Source organism: Leifsonia xyli, assembly GCA_001647635.1.
GTDB lineage: Bacteria > Actinomycetota > Actinomycetes > Actinomycetales > Microbacteriaceae > Leifsonia > Leifsonia xyli_A.
This window is the reverse complement of the sequence record CP014761.1, coordinates 1105624-1123407: the sequence shown is the minus strand read 5'-3', so window position 1 is coordinate 1123407 and position 17784 is coordinate 1105624. Positions and strand designations below refer to the sequence as shown.

At 72.3% G+C, this 17784-nt stretch carries 13 protein-coding genes, 1 tRNA gene and 3 pseudogenes; 13 read left to right on the top strand and 4 right to left on the bottom strand.

Annotated elements, in window-relative coordinates; genetic code table 11:
• Nucleotides 1-21: 21 nt before the first annotated feature.
• Both A0130_05535 and A0130_05530 read right to left on the bottom strand, forming a co-directional pair.
• Nucleotides 22-1107, bottom strand: a complete 1086-nt coding sequence (locus A0130_05535; GenBank protein ID ANF31201.1) for an iron ABC transporter permease — start codon at nt 1105-1107, stop codon at nt 22-24.
• A gap of 4 nt (nt 1108-1111) precedes the next feature.
• Nucleotides 1112-2166, bottom strand: a pseudogene (locus A0130_05530) (iron ABC transporter substrate-binding protein).
• A 373-nt stretch (nt 2167-2539) separates the two neighbouring features.
• On the opposite strand from A0130_05530, the gene A0130_05525 reads away from it, so the two are divergent.
• From A0130_05525 to A0130_05495, 7 genes and pseudogenes are all read left to right on the top strand, one after another.
• A complete protein-coding gene (locus A0130_05525) occupies nt 2540-3832 on the top strand; it encodes a histidine--tRNA ligase (GenBank protein ANF31200.1) in 1293 nt (430 codons plus the stop codon).
• Nucleotides 3833-3903: 71 nt separating this feature from the next.
• Nucleotides 3904-5184 carry a phosphopyruvate hydratase gene (gene eno, locus A0130_05520; protein ID ANF31199.1) on the top strand — a complete coding sequence of 427 codons (1281 nt, stop codon included), beginning with the start codon at nt 3904-3906 and terminating at the stop codon, nt 5182-5184.
• Between the two features lie 169 nt (nt 5185-5353).
• A complete protein-coding gene (locus A0130_05515) occupies nt 5354-5602 on the top strand; it encodes a hypothetical protein (protein ID ANF31198.1) in 249 nt (82 codons plus the stop codon).
• A 99-nt stretch (nt 5603-5701) separates the two neighbouring features.
• A complete protein-coding gene (locus A0130_05510; protein ID ANF31197.1) occupies nt 5702-6229 on the top strand; it encodes a hypothetical protein in 528 nt (175 codons plus the stop codon).
• Between the two features lie 45 nt (nt 6230-6274).
• Nucleotides 6275-6751: a septum formation initiator family protein gene (locus A0130_05505; protein ANF31196.1), complete on the top strand. Its 477-nt coding sequence runs from the start codon at nt 6275-6277 to the stop codon at nt 6749-6751.
• A gap of 22 nt (nt 6752-6773) precedes the next feature.
• Nucleotides 6774-8053 (top strand): annotated as a pseudogene (locus A0130_05500) (peptidase S8).
• A 39-nt stretch (nt 8054-8092) separates the two neighbouring features.
• Entirely contained in the window at nt 8093-9520 is a 1428-nt protein-coding gene (locus A0130_05495; GenBank protein ID ANF31195.1) for an NADH dehydrogenase, read from the top strand.
• A 144-nt stretch (nt 9521-9664) separates the two neighbouring features.
• Here the strand turns inward: A0130_05495 and A0130_05490 are convergent.
• Nucleotides 9665-9738: transfer RNA gene (locus tag A0130_05490), tRNA-Leu, on the bottom strand.
• 208 nt (nt 9739-9946) lie between these two features.
• Here A0130_05490 and A0130_05485 point away from each other — a divergent pair.
• Nucleotides 9947-10315 (top strand): hypothetical protein, encoded by a 369-nt coding sequence (locus A0130_05485; GenBank protein ANF31194.1) that lies wholly within the window; start codon nt 9947-9949, stop codon nt 10313-10315.
• Nucleotides 10316-10488: 173 nt separating this feature from the next.
• On the top strand, nt 10489-10866 hold the full coding sequence (locus A0130_05480; protein ANF31193.1) for a zinc-binding protein: 378 nt from the start codon (nt 10489-10491) through the stop codon (nt 10864-10866).
• Here the strand turns inward: A0130_05480 and A0130_05475 are convergent.
• Nucleotides 10863-13079 carry a hypothetical protein gene (locus A0130_05475; protein ANF31192.1) on the bottom strand — a complete coding sequence of 739 codons (2217 nt, stop codon included), beginning with the start codon at nt 13077-13079 and terminating at the stop codon, nt 10863-10865. The genes A0130_05480 and A0130_05475 overlap by 4 nt on opposite strands.
• A 194-nt stretch (nt 13080-13273) precedes the next feature.
• Between A0130_05475 and A0130_05470 the strand changes: the two genes are divergently transcribed.
• From A0130_05470 to A0130_05455, 4 genes and pseudogenes are all read left to right on the top strand, one after another.
• Nucleotides 13274-13921, top strand: coding sequence for a hypothetical protein (locus A0130_05470; protein ANF31191.1), 648 nt, complete (start codon nt 13274-13276; stop codon nt 13919-13921).
• Nucleotides 13918-15174: an MFS transporter gene (locus A0130_05465; protein ID ANF31190.1), complete on the top strand. Its 1257-nt coding sequence runs from the start codon at nt 13918-13920 to the stop codon at nt 15172-15174. The genes A0130_05470 and A0130_05465 overlap by 4 nt, the downstream gene beginning before the upstream one ends.
• Nucleotides 15174-16468 (top strand): annotated as a pseudogene (locus A0130_05460) (alanine racemase). The gene A0130_05465 and the pseudogene A0130_05460 overlap by 1 nt, the downstream one beginning before the upstream one ends.
• Entirely contained in the window at nt 16465-17778 is a 1314-nt protein-coding gene (locus tag A0130_05455) for an FAD-linked oxidoreductase (protein ANF31189.1), read from the top strand. Before A0130_05460 ends, A0130_05455 begins: the two are co-directional and overlap by 4 nt.
• Nucleotides 17779-17784: the final 6 nt, after the last annotated feature.

The following is a 17784-nucleotide window of genomic DNA, read 5'->3' as shown; positions in this document are numbered from 1 at the left end:
GCGCCGCGGTCTCCTGCGCGGTCACAGGCTCACCATCCGGCGGCGGCGCACCAGCGCGATGAACACGGGCGCGCCGACGAACGCGAGCACGACGCCCACCTGCAGCTCGCCCGGGGGAGCGACCACGCGCCCGATGATGTCGCACGCGAGCAGCAGGGAGGGCGCGAGCAGCGCGGAGTAGGCGAGGATCCAGCGGTAGTCGGCTCCCACGACCCGACGCGCGATGTGCGGAACGATGAGTCCCGCGAACGCGATGGGCCCCACCGCGGCGGTCGCCGATCCGCAGAGCAGTACGATCGCGACCCCGCAGAGTGCGCGGGTGACGCCCACCCGCTGGCCGAGGCCGCGCGCGACGTCGTCGCCGAGCGCAAGGCCGTTGAGCAGCCTCCCGAGCGCCAGGGCGAGGATCGCGCCGACGGTCAGCGTCGGGAGCACCTGCCAGAGCACGCCGAAGCCGCGTCCGGCGAGGGAGCCGACCTGCCAGAACCGCAGCTGATCCAGCGAGACGCGGCTGGTCAGCTGCACAGCGGTGATCAGCGAACCGAGGGCGGCAGAGACTGCGGCGCCCGCGATGGCGAGCTTGACCGGGGTCGCACCCTCGCGTCCCAGCGACGAGACGGCATAGACAAGGGCGGAGGCGAGGGCCGCGCCCGCGAAGGCGAACCAGAGGTAGCCGGAGGGCGAGGTCACGCCGACGAACGCGATCGCGACGACGACCGCGAGCGAGGCGCCGAAGTTGACGCCGAGGATGCCCGGATCGGCCAGCGGGTTGCGCGACAGGCCCTGCATGACGGTCCCCGCCAGGCCCAGTCCGAGACCGGCGGCGATCCCCAGCAGGGTGCGGGGGAGGCGGCTGTCGACCACGACAAGGGAGTCGGGATCCGTGCGGGAGTAGTGCAGGATCGCGTGGACGACGTCGGCGGGCGCGATGGTCCGCGCGCCGACCATCAGGCTGAGGACGCACAGCCCCAGCAGCACGACGGCCGCGACCGCGAACCCCACGAGCAGACGCCGACGGCGCCGGGCGACGGCGGACGGCGTGCTGCCGCCCCCGGCGCGCCCGGCGCCCTCACGCTCCGCACCGGCGGAGACGACGCTCGCGGGCATCCGCCTACTTCACCTTGTCGGCGGCCTTGGCCAGCTCGGGCACGTAGCGGTCGAGCATCCACGGGATGCTGAGCACGCTCGGCGCGCTGGTGGCGGCGACGAACGACTCGCCGACGATCGGGGCGAAGCGCCCCTCCTTGATCGTGGGCATCGCGGCGACCAGCGGGTCGGAGGTGAACGTGTCGACGGACGACTGCTTGTCGAAGTACATCACCAGCAGGTCGGTGTCGATCTTCGAGAGGTTCTCATTGCTGAGCTGGTAGAAGAAGCTGCCGTCGCCCTTCGCGGAGTCGAGGGCGTCGATGCTGGGGGAGTTCTTGAGCCCCAGGTCGTTGAGCAGCTGCACCCGCGGGTCCTCCGCACGATAGACGTTCAGCTTGCCGGGCTCGTTCGCGGCCGCGTAGAAGAACGTCTTGTCCTTCAGCACCGGGTACTTCGCCGCGAGGTCGGTCACCTTCTTCTCGGTGCTCGTCACGAGGGCGTCGGCCTCCTTCGTGAGGCCCAGCGCCTTTCCGACGATCGCGGTCTGGTCCCGCCAGCTGGTCGCCCACGGCTTCTCCGGGTAGGCGACGACGGGCGCGATCTTGTTCAGGGTGTCGTACTCGGTCTGCGTCAGGCCGGAGTACGGGGCGAGGATGACGTCCGGTTTGGCCTGCACGAACTCCTCGAAGGGGACCTCGCCGGTGTCCGCGTTGAGGAGCTGCGGGGTCTTGCCCTTCAGCTCGGCGATCCGGTCGGCATCCCAGGGAGCACGCCGTCCTTGTTCCCGCCGTAGCTGAAGCTCGGCATGGCGACCGGCACGATCCCGAGCGCGAGGACGATGTCCTGTGCGCCCCAGCCCCAGGTGGCGATCCGCGTCGGCTTCTCGTCGATCGTCGTGTCGCCGAGGGCGCTCTTCACGGTGACCGGGAAGGCGCCGGAGTCGCCGCCGGCGGTGGTCTCGGCTCCCGCGCCGCCGGCGCTGCAGCCGGAGAGCACGAGGGCCGCGGAGGCGGCGACGGCGGAGGCGATCAGGGCGAGGCGCGAGCGTCGGCGGGCGGCGCGGGGCACAGGGAGCATGGTTCTCCTCGGGAAGGTGGGCTTGTTTAGGCAAGCCTAACCTAATCTGCTGCGGCGTCAACGCGCGCCTGCGCTCCGATGGAGGGGAGGATGGCCGGCAGCGCGTCCGCCCGGCGTCCGTTCGCCATTCGGGTGAGGCGTCCTGGTCAGGCGCTCTCCTGGTCTCCTGCGGACGCGTTGTCGGCCTCATGTCTGGCAGCGAGCAAGCGCCGTGGTCGGACGGATGCGACTCATGCCAGGTCCCTGCGGGGACACCACCGAGCCGCGATCAGGCCGCGACCTCAGGGTGGCAACGGGGCCAGGGTAGCGCTCGGGATGCTCGCCTCGCCATCCCCCCGGGAGGTGTCCGCGAGCTTCGTGGAAGAATCGACGCATGGCCTCACCGATCACCCCGCCCCGCGGCATGCGAGACTTCCTCCCCGCCGAGAAAGCCCGCCGCGAGCATGCGCTCGGCGTGATCCGGCGCAGCTTCGCGGCGCACGGCTTCGACGAGATCGAGACGCCGGTGGTCGAAGACGTCGAGCGGCTGCACTCGGGCCTGGGCGGCGACAACGAGAAGCTGTCGTTCAGCATCCTGAAGCGGGGGCTCGACGGCGACGACCTCACGGCCGCGATCGAGACCGGCGACGTGCTGAGCCTGTCCGACCTCGGGCTGCGCTTCGACCTCACCGTGCCGCTCGCGCGGTTCTACGCGTCGCACCGGGCCGAGCTGCCCCCGGTGTTCCGGAGCATCCAGATCGCCCCGGTGTGGCGGGCTGAGCGGCCGCAGAAGGGCCGTTACCGGCAGTTCGTCCAGTGCGACATCGACATCATCGGCGAGGGCACCCAGCTCGCCGAGGTCGAGCTCATCACCGCGACGGCCGCGGCCCTCGAGGCGCTGGGGCTGCAGGACTGCACGATCCGCATCAACGACCGGCGCATCCTGAACGGCCTGCTGGAATACTGCGGGTTCGACGAGGCGCGCTGGCCGCAGGTGCTCATCTCGATCGACAAGCTCGACAAGATCGGCGCATCCGGCGTCGTCGCCGAGCTGGCGGAGGGCGGAGCCGACGCGGCCGCGGTGCTCGGCGGCATCCTCGCCGATCTGGAGCCGCACCTCGCCGACGGCGGTGTCGAGCTGACCGTCGAAGCGATCACGGGCATCCTGCCGACGGGCATGGATACCGACGCGGTGGCCGATCTGGAGGCGCTGGCCCACGCGCTCGACACGCTGCCGCCCGGCGTCTCGCTGCGCTTCGACCCGACGCTCGTGCGCGGGATGGGCTACTACACGGGCACCATCTTCGAGATCGCGCACCCGGGATCCGGCAGTTCCGTCGGCGGCGGCGGCCGGTACGACGGGATGATCGGGCGCTTCCTCGGCACCGACGTGCCGGCGGCCGGATTCTCGATCGGCTTCGAGCGCGTCGTCGACCTCATCGAGCTTCCGGAGGACGCCGGGCAGGAGTCGGTGGTGCTGGTCTACGACCCCGCCGTGCCCCTCGACCGGCTGGTCGCGATCAAGTCCGAGCTCATCGCCCGCGGCTCCCGCGTGCGCCTCGACCGGCGCGCCAAGAACCTGAAGGCCGTGCTCGACCGGGCGGCCGCCTCCGGGTTCCGCTCGTTCGCCTTCGTGAACGCCGACACGGCCGACGCGTCGGCGCTCGAGCTCAAGCCGCTGAGCTGAGGGCATCGGCGGCTCCGCGCGCTCACTAGACTGACTTCGGAATCCCACGAAAACCACGCAAGGAGACAGTTGTGGCTGCAATCGAAGCTGTAGGCGCTCGCGAGATCTTGGACTCGCGCGGTAACCCGACCGTCGAGGTCGAGGTGCTCCTCGAGGACGGCACGGTCAGCCGCGCCGCGGTCCCGTCCGGTGCGTCCACCGGCGCGTTCGAGGCCTACGAGCTTCGCGACGGCGACAAGGAGCGCTACCTCGGCAAGGGCGTCCTCAAGGCCGTCGACGCTGTGCTCGACGAGCTCGGACCCGCGATCGAGGGCTTCGAGGCCTCCGACCAGCGCCTCGTCGACGAAGCCCTCATCGACCTCGACGGCACCGACAACAAGAAGCGCGTCGGCGCCAACGCCATCCTCGGCGTCAGCCTCGCGGTCGCCAAGGCAGCGGCCGACTCGGCCGACCTGCCGCTGTTCCGCTACATCGGCGGACCGAACGCGCACATCCTCCCCGTGCCGATGATGAACATCATCAACGGCGGCGCGCACGCCGACACCGGCGTCGACATCCAGGAGTTCATGGTCCTGCCGCTCGGCGCCGAGACCTACTCCGAGGGCCTCCGCTGGGGCGTCGAGACCTACCACTCGCTCAAGTCGCTGCTGAAGTCGAAGGGCCTCAACACCGGCCTCGGCGACGAGGGCGGCTTCGCGCCGGAGCTCGAGCACAACCGCGCGGCGCTCGACCTGATCTCCGAGGCGATCGAGAAGGCCGGCTTCACCGTCGGCCGCGACATCGCGCTCGGCCTCGACGTCGCCTCCACCGAGTTCTTCGAGAACGGCGTCTACCGCTTCGAGGGCCAGGACCGCACCTCCGAGCAGATGAGCGCCTACTACCTGGAGCTCGCCGCCAACTACCCGCTGGTCTCCATCGAGGACCCGCTGGCCGAGGACGACTGGGACGGCTGGGCGCACCTCACCGCCGAGCTCGGCACCAAGCTGCAGCTCGTCGGCGACGACCTGTTCGTCACCAACCCGAAGCGCCTCGCCGAGGGCATCGCGAAGCACGCCGGCAACAGCATCCTGGTCAAGGTCAATCAGATCGGCACCCTCACCGAGACGCTCGACGCCGTGTCGCTCGCGCAGCGCAGCGGCATGACCGCCGTGCTCTCGCACCGCTCCGGCGAGACCGAGGACACGACGATCGCCGACCTCGCCGTCGCCACCAACGCCGGCCAGATCAAGACGGGCGCCCCGGCCCGCTCGGAGCGCGTCGCCAAGTACAACCAGCTGCTCCGCATCGAGGAGGAGCTGGGCGACGCCGCCGTCTACGCCGGCCGCAGCGCCTTCCCGCGCTTCACCGCGTAACGCACCCGCCGAACGGCCCCGGAGCTCCGCTCCGGGGCCGTTCGCGTTCCCGCGCCCCGCCCACCCATCCATCCATCCCGCCGAAGTGCAGCTAGCTGCGCACCCACACGGCGTGTCGACCGCAGTTACCTGCCCTTCGGTCGGCGATGGACGCGCGGCAGAATGGGGGATGGTGCGCGTCGAGACGGAGGCGGCGCCGCTGGCGCTGTTCCTCGCGCTGGCGGTACTGTTCGCGGCGCTCGGGGTCGTCCTGATGGTGCGCCCGGGGCGCGCGGCGGCGTTCTTCGCCGACGAGGATGCGCGCCGGCCGTTCCGCCCGCGCGACGCCCGCGCGCTGGGCGCCGTCTTCGCGCTCGGCGGCGGCGTGCTGGCGGCCGTCGGCGTCGTGCGGCTGATCGCCGTCCTGGGCGGCGGCTGAGCGCATCCCGACACCCCGGCGCGCCACCGGCGCCCCCACCCGCATCGCCTACGATGAGAAGGGGCCGACCGGCTCCGTAACAGCGAACCGGGAGGGCCGATGCCGAAGCCGCGCACGCGTCGCGTCCCGGTGCGCATGTCGCGCCCGAGCGGTACCGGAAGCTGGCTCCGTCAGCTCCACTTCTCGGCGTTCTCGCTCGTGATGATGGGCGTGCTCGTGCTCGCCGTCGTCGTCCTCGCACCGACCGTGCAGGCGTTCTTGTCCCAACGGCAGGAGATCGCCGACCAGCAGCGCGCGGTCGACCAGCTGGCCGCTCAGGTCGACACGCTCAAGGACCAGCGGGCCCGCTGGAACGACCCGAGCTACCTCCGCGCCCAGGCCCGCGACCGGCTCTACTACGTCATGCCGGGTGAGACCAGCTACCTGGTGATCGACGACCGCCCGCCTGCCGCCAAGCAGGACAGCACGCCGGTCAGCTCCAAACTTCAGAAGACGCAGACCGACTGGGTGGGCTCGCTGTTCGGCTCGTTCATGGGCGCAGGCCTCACCGACGCCACCCCGCAGCAGCTCGGCGGCGGCTCCACGCCCGCGCCCACGCCGACCCCGACTCCCGCACCGAAGAAGTAGAACCCGCATGACCAGACCCCCTTCGCTCCCGTCACCGACGAGGACATCGCCGTCGTCTCCGAGCAGCTCGGCCGCCCGGCGCGCAACGTCGTCGGCATCGCCGCGCGCTGCGTGTGCGGCCGTCCGACGGTCGTCTCCACCGCGCCGCGCCTCGACGACGGCACGCCGTTCCCGACCTTCTACTACCTGACCCACCCGGCGGCCACGGCAGCGATGTCGGCCCTCGAGGCGACCCAGGTGATGACCGAGTACAACGACCTCCTCGCCGACGACGAGGAGGTGCGCGTGCAGTACGCCGCCGCCCACGAGCAGTACCTCGCCGACCGCGAATCCATCGCCGTCGTCGAGGAGATCGCCGGCATCTCCGCAGGCGGGATGCCGTCCCGCGTGAAGTGCCTGCACGCGCTGGCCGCGCATGCGCTGGCGGCCGGACCGGGCGTCAACCCGATCGGCGACCTCGCGCTCGCCCGCGGCGACTGGTCGCCGACGGTGTGCGAGTGCCGCATCGACGTCGCCGGCTAGGGGGAGCAGTGACCGGGGATCGGTGTCCGGCCGGGCGCGACGACTCGTCGCGACCGCGGCGGCCGCCGCCCTCGCCGTCGCGGCGGCGATCGTCCCCGCGACCGCCGCCCGCGCCGACCAGGTCCGCGACCTGGAGTACTGGCTCAACGACTACGGCTTCACGCAGGCCTGGAACACCACCCGCGGCGCCGGCGTGAAGGTCGCCGTCATCGACACCGGCGTGGACGGCTCCGTCCCCGACCTCGCCGGCGCCATCGCGGGCGGCACCGACGTGTCGGGCGTGGGAGCCGCGAACGGGCAGAAGCCGCTCGGCGACGCCGAGAGCGCGAACCACGGGACCTGGGTCGCCTCGCTGCTCGCCGGGCGGGGGACCGGGCCCGGCGACGGCGTGCTCGGCGCGGCTCCCGAGGCCAGCATCCTGCCGGTCTCGGTCGCCCTCGGCAAGGCGATGGGACCGGTCGGGAGCGACGCGCAGATAGCCGAGGCCGTGCGCTGGGCGGTGGACAACGGCGCCTCGGTCATCAACATGTCGCTGACGCGCAACACCCTGGACTGGCCGACCAGCTGGGACGAGGCGTTCCAGTACGCGTTCGACCACGACGTCGTCATCGTGGCGGCGGCGGGCAATCGCGGGAGCGGTACCACCGAGGTGGGGGCGCCCGCGACCATCCCCGGGGTGCTGACCGTCGCCGGTGTCGACCGTGCCGGGAAGGCCAGCTTCGACGCCTCGGCGCAGGGCATCACGATCGGCGTCTCCGCGCCCAGCGAGCAGCTCGTCGGAGCGAACCCGGGCGGGGGTACGTGCAGTGGGCGGGCACCAGCGGTGCTGCGCCCCTGGTCGCGGGAGCAGTCGCACTGGTCCGCGCCGCGCATCCGGAACTGAAGGCGCCGGATGTGATCGAGCGCGTCATCCGCACCGCCAAGCCCGCGGGCGGCGCCGTCCCCAGCCCGATCTACGGGTACGGGCTGCTGGATGCGGCGGCCGCGGTCAGCACGGACGTCCCCCATGTGACCGCCAACCCGATGGGCGACCTCGCCGACTGGGTCCGCATCCACCGGCGTGCGCAGTCGCCCAGCGCCACCGCGCCGCCGTCGGCGGACGGAAACGCACAGGCCGCCCCCGTCCCGGCCAAGCTGACCCCCGAACGCGCGCTACCATGGACGCAGATGTTCTGGCCGCAATGGAGCGTCCTCACCGCTTTCTGGCTCCCGTTCGCCCTGATCGCCGGCTTCCTCGTCCTCGTCGCCCTCGGCGGCGTGGGTGTGTCGTCGCATTTCAGGCGGATGCGCAGCAAGGAGTAATGTAGGCCCAAACTTTTCGTGTTGAGGAGACGCATCACTGTGCCCAAAATCCTGATCGTCGGCGGCGGATACGCCGGCTTCTACACCGCGTGGAAGCTCGAGAAGCAGCTCCGCCCGGGCGAGGCCGAGGTCACCATGGTCGACCCGCTGCCCTACATGACGTACCAGCCGTTCCTCCCCGAGGTCGCGGCCGGCTCCATCGAGCCGCGTCACGCGGTGGTCGCGCACCGCCGTCACCTCAAGACGACCAACATCATCACCGCGAAGGTCACCTACGTCGACCACGCGCGCAAGGTGGCGACCATCCAGCCGCCCGTGGGCGAGGCGTACGAGTTCGAGTACGACATCGTGGTGGTCACCGCGGGCGCCGTGTCGCGCACGTTCCCGATCCCGGGCGTCGCCGACCAGGCCGTCGGCCTCAAGAACATCGAGGAGGCCGTGTACATCCGCGACACGCTCCTCACGAACTTCGACAAGGCCGCCGGTCTCCCGCCGGGGCCCGAGCGCGACCGCCTCCTCACCGTCGTGGTCGTCGGCGGCGGCTTCGCCGGCATCGAGATCTTCGCCGAGCTGCGCTCCTTCGCCAGCGCGCTGCTGAAGCGCTACCCGGAGATCGCGTTCGAGGACACGCACTTCCACCTGATCGAGGCCATGGGCCGGATCATGCCCGAGGTCTCGCTGCCGACCAGCCACTGGGTCATCAAGAACCTCGCCGAGCGCGGCGCGGAGATCCACCTCGAGACCCAGCTGCAGAGCGCGGTGGACGGCGTCATCCAGCTGTCGACCGGCGAGACCTTCGAGTCCGACCTGATCGTCTGGACCGCCGGCGTCATGGCGAACCCGACCGTCGTGCGCCACACCGACTTGCCCGTAGAGGAGCGCGGCCGCCTGCGCGTTCGCGCCGATCTCCGCGTGGGAACCGAGGACGAGATCATCCAGGACGCCTGGGGCGCCGGTGACGTCTCGGCCGTCCCCGACCTGACCGGCGCGGGCGTCGGCGGCTATTGCGTGCCCAACGCTCAGCACGCTGTCCGCCAGGGCAAGCTGATGGCGAAGAACATCATCGCCACGCTGCGCGGCGAGCTGCCGCGCCAGTACTACCACAAGAGCCTCGGCGCGGTCGCCGGCCTCGGCGTCGGCATCGGCGTGCTGCAGTCCGGCAAGATCGCCGTCAAGGGCTTCTTCGGCTGGGCCGCCCACCGCGGCTACCACGGTTTGGCCATGCCGACGTGGGAGCGCAAGTGGCGCGTGCTGTGGGGCTGGTGGAACAACCTGTGGCTCGGCCGCGACATCGTGTCGCTGCAGGCCGTCCAGCACCCGCGCGCCGGGTTCGAGGAGTTCGCCGCCCGCCCGAAGCCCGCCGTCGAGGCGGCTCCGGAGGAGCCCGCGAAGAAGGCCCCGGCCCGCAAGAAGGCCGCCGACAAGGTGGCTCCCGCGAAGGAGCCCGCCGAGGTCACCGCGAAGTAACGCCTCTGCATGCATGAAGGCCCGGTCCCACATGGGACCGGGCCTTCTGCACGTCACGGCAGACCGCGGAGATTTGTGCCAAATCTCGGTTTTGGAGCGGCCAAAACGACGATTCAGCACAAATCGTGCGGGGCGGGCCCGCAGTACCCCCAGTGGGACTCGAACCCACACTCGGGCGAGTTTAAGTCGCCTGCCTCTACCGATTGGGCTATGGGGGCCGGGCCGACGGCTCACCGGCCGGAGGCGGACGGGCGTCTAGCGGTTGCGGAAGGGCGACTTGATCATCTGGACGATGGCCGCGAGGGCGATGCCGCCGCCGACGATGACGACGAGCCAGATGAATCCGATGAGCAGACCTTCCATGTCGTCAACGCTACACCGTCGCGACGGTTGCGACGGAGAGCGGACAGGCCGAAGGTGGTGGGCATGATCAGGATCGGATCCGTCGTCTGGGGCGTCCGCGACATCCCGCGCGCCGTCGCCTTCTGGACCGCCGTCCTCGGCTACCGGCCGCGGCACGAGCCCGACGTCGACTGGGCGCTGCTGGAACCCGCCGACGGGCAGGGCCTGCAGCTGGCCCTGAAGCTGGTGGGCAGCGAGGCGAACCCGAGCCCGCGGCACCACCTCGACCTGTACGCCTCCGACCAGGCGGCGGAGGTCGAGCGGTTGCGGGGGCTGGGCGCGTCCGAGGTCGACTGGGACTACGAGGAGGGTGCGGATTACGTCGTCCTCGCCGATCCGGACGGCAACCGGTTCTGCGTCGTCGAGGCGGGCGAGCAGGCCGCGCAGCAGTAGACGGGCGGGTTCTGCGAAAGCCCTCAGCCCATCCTGAGACGATTCCCGAACTGCTGCCGCACACTGGTCGCGACACCCTTTCTGGTGAGGTGTCCCCGGCCCGGCCGGCGACCGAGATCCCCCCGACGCGGCCGCCGACCGGGCCTTCTCTCCGCCGCGATTAGGCTCGGAGGGTGACCACCCGGTGCCCCTGCCTCAGCGGCGAGACCTACGACGCGTGCTGCGGCCCCCTCCACGCCGGAGCGTCGGCGCCGACCGCCGAGCGGCTCATGCGGTCGCGCTTCAGCGGCTTCGCCCTCGGTGACGCGGACTACCTGCTGCGCAGCTGGCATCCGTCCACGCGGCCCTCGACGCTGGAGCTCGACGACGGCCTGCGCTGGTACCGGCTGGACATCGAGCGCACCGAGCGCGGCGGGCCCTTCGATGTCGACGGCGTGGTCGCCTTCGCCGCGTACTACAAGGGGAGTGAGCGCGGCAGCCTCCACGAGGTGTCCCGGTTCGTCCGCGAGAACGGCGACTGGTTCTACGTGGACGGCGTGACAGCCGACTAGGGAGTGGTGCGGTCGAGCGCGGGGACGACGTAGCGCTCCCAGAGCCAGAAGGCCACGCTCGCTGCGGCGAAGCCGACCGCCACGCCGACGATCACGATGACGCCGACGCCGTGCTCGACGAGGGAGGCGACCGGCAGCAGCAGCGCGAACAGCACGGTGTACACGACCAGGCTCAGCCCGCCCCAGAGCCAGCGCGACCACTGCGCGATCGATCGCCCTGCCAGCCCGCCGATCGGCAGCAGCATCACGGCCGCGGAGCCGATGGCGGCGACGGCGAGCACGTTGACGAATTCGGCCAGAAAGGCGGTGAAGCCGTTCGTCGCCGCCGGAAGCACGCCGACGGCGAGCCACGCGAGCACGCCGAGCGCGGCGACGGCGGACACCTGCAGCGCGGAGATCCGCCCGCGGCGCACCCGGCCGGCGTGCGGTCCGACGGAGAGCCCCAGGACGAGGGCGAACAGCAGGGCGGGGGAGAGGCCGAGGAAGCGGGAGCCCAGCGCGGCGACCGCCACCACGATCAGCATGCCCGGCCGCAGGACGAGCCGTGGAGCCGCGAGGCCGAGGTGCATGGCGAGACCGCGCCCGGTGACCACCCACACGATGTTGACGGCCGCGACCGCGAGAGCGATGGCGAGCAGGACGCCGGGGTAGGCGCCCGCCTCCGTCACGGGAGCGGACAGCATCACGAGCAGCACGGTGGCCGCACCGACCGCGGCGGTCGCCCAGCCGGAGACGCCGGCAGGCGCGGACGCGGACGCGGACCCGGGACCGCCGGACGTGGCGGCCGCGCGCTCCGCGGCTCGGGCGCTCCCGCGGCCGAACAGTGCCGACGCGTCCGACACGTCGGCGCGCGGGCGATTGCGGCCGAACACCGACCCCCGCGTCCCGCGTCGCCCGCGCTCGCGGCGGCTGCGGGCGAGCGCGGCGGTGAGCAGACGGGCCGGGAGCACGAGCAGGAGCAGCGCGGCGATCGCGAGGCCGGCCGAGCGCATCCACCCGGGCAATGCGTCGGCCGAGACGACCGGGGCCGACGCGGTCGTGAACGGGGCCTGGACGGAGCCGTGGTCGGACGGTCCGGTGGCGCTCGGCGGTGTAGCGCCGGGGGCGACGGGAGCGGGCGCGGCGGGCGTCGGCGTCGGCGACGGGGTGCGCGACGGCGACGGGGTCGACGTGGAGCCCGCCACGGTGATCGAGACCGAGTTGCTGCCCCCGCTGACGTTGCCCGCGGCGTCCCGCTGCAGCGCCGAGACGGTGTAGGAGCCGGCCGGGAGCGCTCCCTGGCAGCTCCAGGCGCCCGCGGCGACATCCGCGGTGCAGAGCACGACCGTTCCCTGGCCGGTGGATGCGTAGAGCGTGACGTGCGCGCCGGACTCCCCGCTGCCGGTGAACGCGATCGGGGCGCCCGGGGCGATGGCGCCGGTCGGCGGGGTGATGGCCGGCGGAGGGGGTGCGGTCCGGTCGACGTTCAGCACGACCCGGCCGCTCGACGCCGAGCGCTGCGACGAGAAGTCGGCGACCTGCGTCGCGGTGACCGTGTGGTGTCCGTCGCTCAGATCGCCGCCGAGGACGCATCCCCACGCCCCGCTCGAGTCGGCGGGGAAGGTGCAGGTCGCGCCGGTGTCGGCCCGCACGGTCACGCGGGCGCCCGGATACGCCGTGCCGCGGACCGCGCCCGTGGTGGGGACCGTGCCGTCGCCGGCGATGACGGGAGGGTGCAGCACCATGACGCGGTCGCTCGCGGCGCTCCCCGTCTGGGCTTCGGCACGCACGGCGACGCCGGGCCCGTCCGGAAGCGAGGCGAGACCGCACGACCAGCGCCCGTCGTCCCCGACGCTCGCCCGACAGGTCTCGGCGCTGCCGGGCGTGGACCCGGCCGAGACCGCGACGGCGTCGCCGGGCGTGCCGGTGCCAGAGACGGTGAGCGGGAAGACAGTGACGACGCCGCTCGGCAGCGGGTCGAGGGTGACCGGCTCCGGTGTCGGCGGAGGAGACGGGGTGCTCGACGGCGGCGCGGTGTCGGCCGGGGCGGAGGGCGACGGTGCGAACGGTTCCGGCGAGCTGGAGGCTGTGGTGGCGGTGCTGGATGCTGCGATGCGGGACGCTGCGGTGCTGGATGCTGCGGCGGGGGCGGCCGAGGCGGGCGGCGCGTCCCCGATCAGGCCGATGGCGCTGAAGAGCAGGGCGACCAGGGCGGCGACGGACGCGAAAGACACCAGTCCGATCGACCCCCGTGGCCGGACTGGTGGTGACACGTCGCTCAGAAATCCCCGCATTCCACCCCATTCCAGGGGGTAGCGGCCTCCGGTGTCAAACGAATCGCCGCCATTTACGGCATACTGTGATCTGGGTCAACTGTCCCACTTTCCTCCCCGTGCGATGGAGCGCGGCGGACCCCCGAGGAGACCGGATGACGCGCATCCCGGTGGCAGACCGGCGCACGGCGCTGGTGCAGGCCGCGCTCCGCGTGGTGGCGCGCGACGGGGTCGCCGCGGCGACCACCCGGCGCATCGTGGCGGAGGCCGGGATGCCGCTGGCGAGCTTCCACTACGTCTTCGCTTCGCGCGACGAGCTGATGGCCGAACTGATCGAGGCCGCGGTCGCGGGGGAGCAGCGCGACCTCGACCCGGTGCTGTCCGCGGTCGCGGACGAGCAGGCGGTCGGCATGCGTGACGTGCTCCGTTCCGGCCTGCAGCACTACTTCGACGGCGTCCGCGCCGACCCCGACCGCGAGAAGGCCATGCTCGAGCTGACCCAGTGGGCGCTCCGCGAGCCCGGCTTCGAACCGCTCGCCCGCCGGCAGTACGACCGCTACCACGAGCTCGCAGCGCACGCCGCCGCCGAGGCCGCGCGGCTGACCGGGAGCACGTGGACACGGCCGCTCGACGAGGTCGCCCGCATCCTGATCGCGTTCACCGACGGCCTCACGGTCGGCTGGCTGGTCACCCGCGACGACGCCGCCGCGGCCGCGACCATGGACGTCGCCGCCGACGCCCTGGCAGCCCTCACGACCCCCGCCCCAGCCCGCGCCCTCGCCCGGAAGGCAGGATCCCGATGACGCATACCACGACCCCGGCCGTCTTCGCCGAACCGGTCCGCAAGGTCCCCGGCCGCTGGATCGCCGCCTTCGCCGTCGCCTGGCTCGGGGTGTGGATGGCGCAGCTCGCGCCTATCCAGAAGCTGCTGCCCGACCAGGTGCAGGCGCAGCTGCACACGACCGACTGGGTGGAGAACGTCATCGCGTTCGGCGTGATCTCCGGGATCTCCGGCGTCTGTGCGATCATCGCCTACCCACTCACCGGCGCGCTCTCCGACCGCACCACGAGCCGCTTCGGCCGCCGCCGCCCGTGGATCGCCGCCGGCGCGCTGGTCTTCGCGGCCTCCCTCGTGCTCCTGGGGCTGCAGACCTCGATCGTCGGGATGGGCGTGTTCTGGTCGCTCGCGCTCACCGGTTTCTGCATCCTGACCGCCGCCCTCACCGCGACGATCAGTGACCAGGTGCCGGTCGACCAGCGCGGCTACGTCAGCGGCTGGATTAGTGCGCCGCAGGCGATCGGCATCATCCTGGGCGTCGCGCTCGTCACCTACGCCTTCGTCGGCGCGGTCGTCGGGTACGCCGCAATGGCCGTGCTCCTGCTGCTGCTGGTGCTGCCGTTCCTCCTGCTGCCGGATGCCGTGCTCCCGCGCGAGCTGCGCGAGCCGATGACGGTGCGCGGGGTGATCGAGGGACTGTGGATCAGCCCGCGCGCCCATCCCGACTTCGGCTGGACGCTGCTCAGCCGGGTGCTGGTCAACTTCGGCAACGCGTTCGGGACGTCGCTGCTGCTCTACTTCCTGGAGTTCGGGCTGCGCGATCCGCACGCCGACGACGACCTGCTCGTCCTCATCCTCATCTACATGGTGTTCGTGATCGTGGCGTCCCTCGTGCTCGGCCGGCTCTCGGACCGGCTCGGCCGCCGCAAGGCGTTCGTCTGGGCGTCGTCGGCCGTGCAGGGGGTCGCGGCGCTGCTGCTCGCGTTCGTGCCGGACCTGTCGGTCGCCTTCGTCGCGGCGGCGCTGCTGGGGCTCGGCTACGGCTGCTTCCTCAGCGTGGATCAGGCCCTCGCCACGCAGGTGCTGCCCGACCCGGAGACCCGCGGCAAAGACCTGGGGATCATGAACATCGCGCTCGCCGTGCCGCAGGCGGTCGCCCCGCTGTTCGGCGCGATGATCGTCGCGGCGCTCGGCGGCTTCGCCGGGCTGTTCGTCCTCTCCGCCCTGTTCGCGTTCGCGGGTGCGCTCGCGGTCGCCCGAGTGAAAGCGGTGCGCTAGTGACCGACCTCGACCTCTCCACGCCCCCCGTCGCCGCGGAGCGGACCTGGACGACCCCGGAGGCCTTCTGGCCGTCGCTGTCGGCGGCGACCGCGCGGCTCGACCCTCCGCTCGGCGTGCTGCACCTGCCGGCGCTGCGGCACAACGCCCACGACATGCTCCGCCGGGCGGCGCGCGGGGGACCGGTCAGCAGCCGAAGCCGATCCGGGTCGCGTCCAAGTCGGTCCGGGTGCGGTCGGTGCTGGATGCGGTGCTCGCCCTCCCGGGGTATGCCGGCGTGCTCGCCTACACGCTGCCCGAGGCGCTGTGGCTGGCGGAGGGCGACGCGGAGCATCCGCCGATCGAGGACGTCGTGGTCGGCTATCCGACCGCCGACCGCGCCGCGATCCGCCGGCTCGCCGCCTCGCCGGAGCTCGCTGCGCGGGTGACGCTGATGGTCGACTCCGTCGCGCACCTGAACTTCATCGACGCGGTGGTGCCGGCCGCCGAGCGCGAGACGATCCGGCTCTGCCTGGAGCTCGACTCCTCGTGGCTCGCCCCGGTGCTCGGGCATGTCGGCGTGTTCCGGTCGCCGGTGCACTCGGTGTCCGCCGCGCGGGAGCTCGCCGAGACGATCGCGCGCCGGCCGGGCTTCGCGCTGGTCGGGATGATGGGCTACGAGGCGCAGATCGCCGGCCAGGGCGACAACCCGCCCGGCAAGCCCGCCTGGGGCGCCACGCTGCGCTGGATGCAGAAGAACTCGCGCGAGGAGCTGCTGTCCCGGCGCGGCGAGGCCGTCGCGGCCGTCCGCGGCGTGGCCGACCTGGAGTTCGTCAACGGCGGCGGGACGGGCTCGCTGGAGTTCACCGCCTCCGACCCGTCGGTCACCGAGATCGCGGCGGGCAGCGGGCTGTTCGGCGGTCACCTGTTCGACACCTATCGGTCGTTCCGTCCCGCACCGGCCGCCTCCTTCGCCCTTTCCGTGGTGCGGCGGCCGAATCCCGAGACGGCCGTGCTGCTCGGCGGCGGCTGGATCGCGTCGGGTCCGCCCGGGCCCGACCGCCTCCCGAAGGTGGAGTGGCCGACCGGCCTGTCGATGGTGGCCCGCGAGATGGCGGGCGAGGTGCAGAGCCCGCTGACCGGCGCGGCGGCCGGGGTGATGCGGATCGGCGACCGCGTCTGGCTGCGGCACACCAAGTCCGGCGAGCTGAGCGAGCACCTCGACGGCTTCCACCTGGTCGACACCGTCGACGGGCGCGCTCGAGTCGTCGGGGAGGCGCCGACCTACCGCGGCGACGGAAAGGTTTTCCTGTGACGGCGGCGGGCGGTCTCTGGCGCAACTGGGCGCGGACCGAGGCGGTGCGGCCGCAGCGCGTCGAGCGCCCGGCGACGCCGGAGGCGGTGCAGCGCGCGGTGCAGGCCGCGGCCCGCAAGGGGATGCGCATCAAGCCGGTCGGCGCCGGGCACAGCTTCACCGGCATCGCCGTCGCGCCCGGCGTGCAGCTCGACCTCGAGGACCTCACCGGGATCGTGGACGTGGACCTCGAGCGCGGGCGCGTCACGCTCGCGGCCGGGACGCACCTCCACCAGCTGCCCCGGCTGCTCGGCCCGCACGGGCTGGCGCTGGAGAACATGGGCGACATCGACCGGCAGACGATCGCCGGCGCCACCTCCACCGGCACGCACGGCACCGGCGGCTCGTTCGGCGGCCTCGCCACGCAGATCGTCGGCGTGACCCTCGTGACCGGCGACGGCGAGCTGCTGCGCATCGACGAGACGCAGAACGCCGACCTGCTCCCCGCCGCCCGCCTGGGTCTCGGGGCGCTCGGCGTGATCGTGGAGGTGACCCTTCAGTGCGTGCCCGCCTACCTGCTGCAGGCGGTCGAGCGCCCGGAGCCGCTGCAGGAGGCCCTCGACTCCTACCTGACGCGGTCGGCGGAGGAGGATCACTTCGAGTTCTACTGGTTCCCCCATACCGAGACGGCTCTCACCAAGACCAACACCCGGCTGCCGCTGACCGCCGAGCGCGCGCCGCTGTCGCGCGTGGGGCGCTGGGTGGACGACGAGCTGCTCGCCAACGGCGTCTACCGCGGCGTCTGCGCGGTCGGGACCGTGGCGCCGGCGATCATCCCGCCGTTCAGCCGGCTCGCCCAGCGGATGACCGGCAACCGCGACTTCACCGACCACGCACCCAGCGTGTACGTCACCAACCGCGGCGTGCGTTTCCGTGAGATGGAGTACGCCCTACCGCGGGAGGCCGTGCCGGGAGCGCTCGCCGAGGTGAAGGCGCTGATCGAGCGGCGGGGCTGGCGCATCTCCTTCCCGATCGAGGTGCGCAGCGCGGCCGCCGACGACAACTGGCTGTCGACGGCGTACCAGCGCGAGAGCGGCTACATCGCCGTGCACCGGTACTTCCGCGAGAACCACCGCGAGTACTTCCACGCGGTCGAGGAGATCATGGTCGCGCACGAGGGCCGCCCGCACTGGGGCAAGCTCCACACCCGGGATGCGGACGACTTCCGGTCGCTGTATCCGCGCTTCGACGACTTCGTCGCCGTGCGCGACCGCCTCGACCCGGAGCGCCGGTTCGAGAACGCGTACCTCCGCCGCGTCCTCGGCCCCTAGCCATCG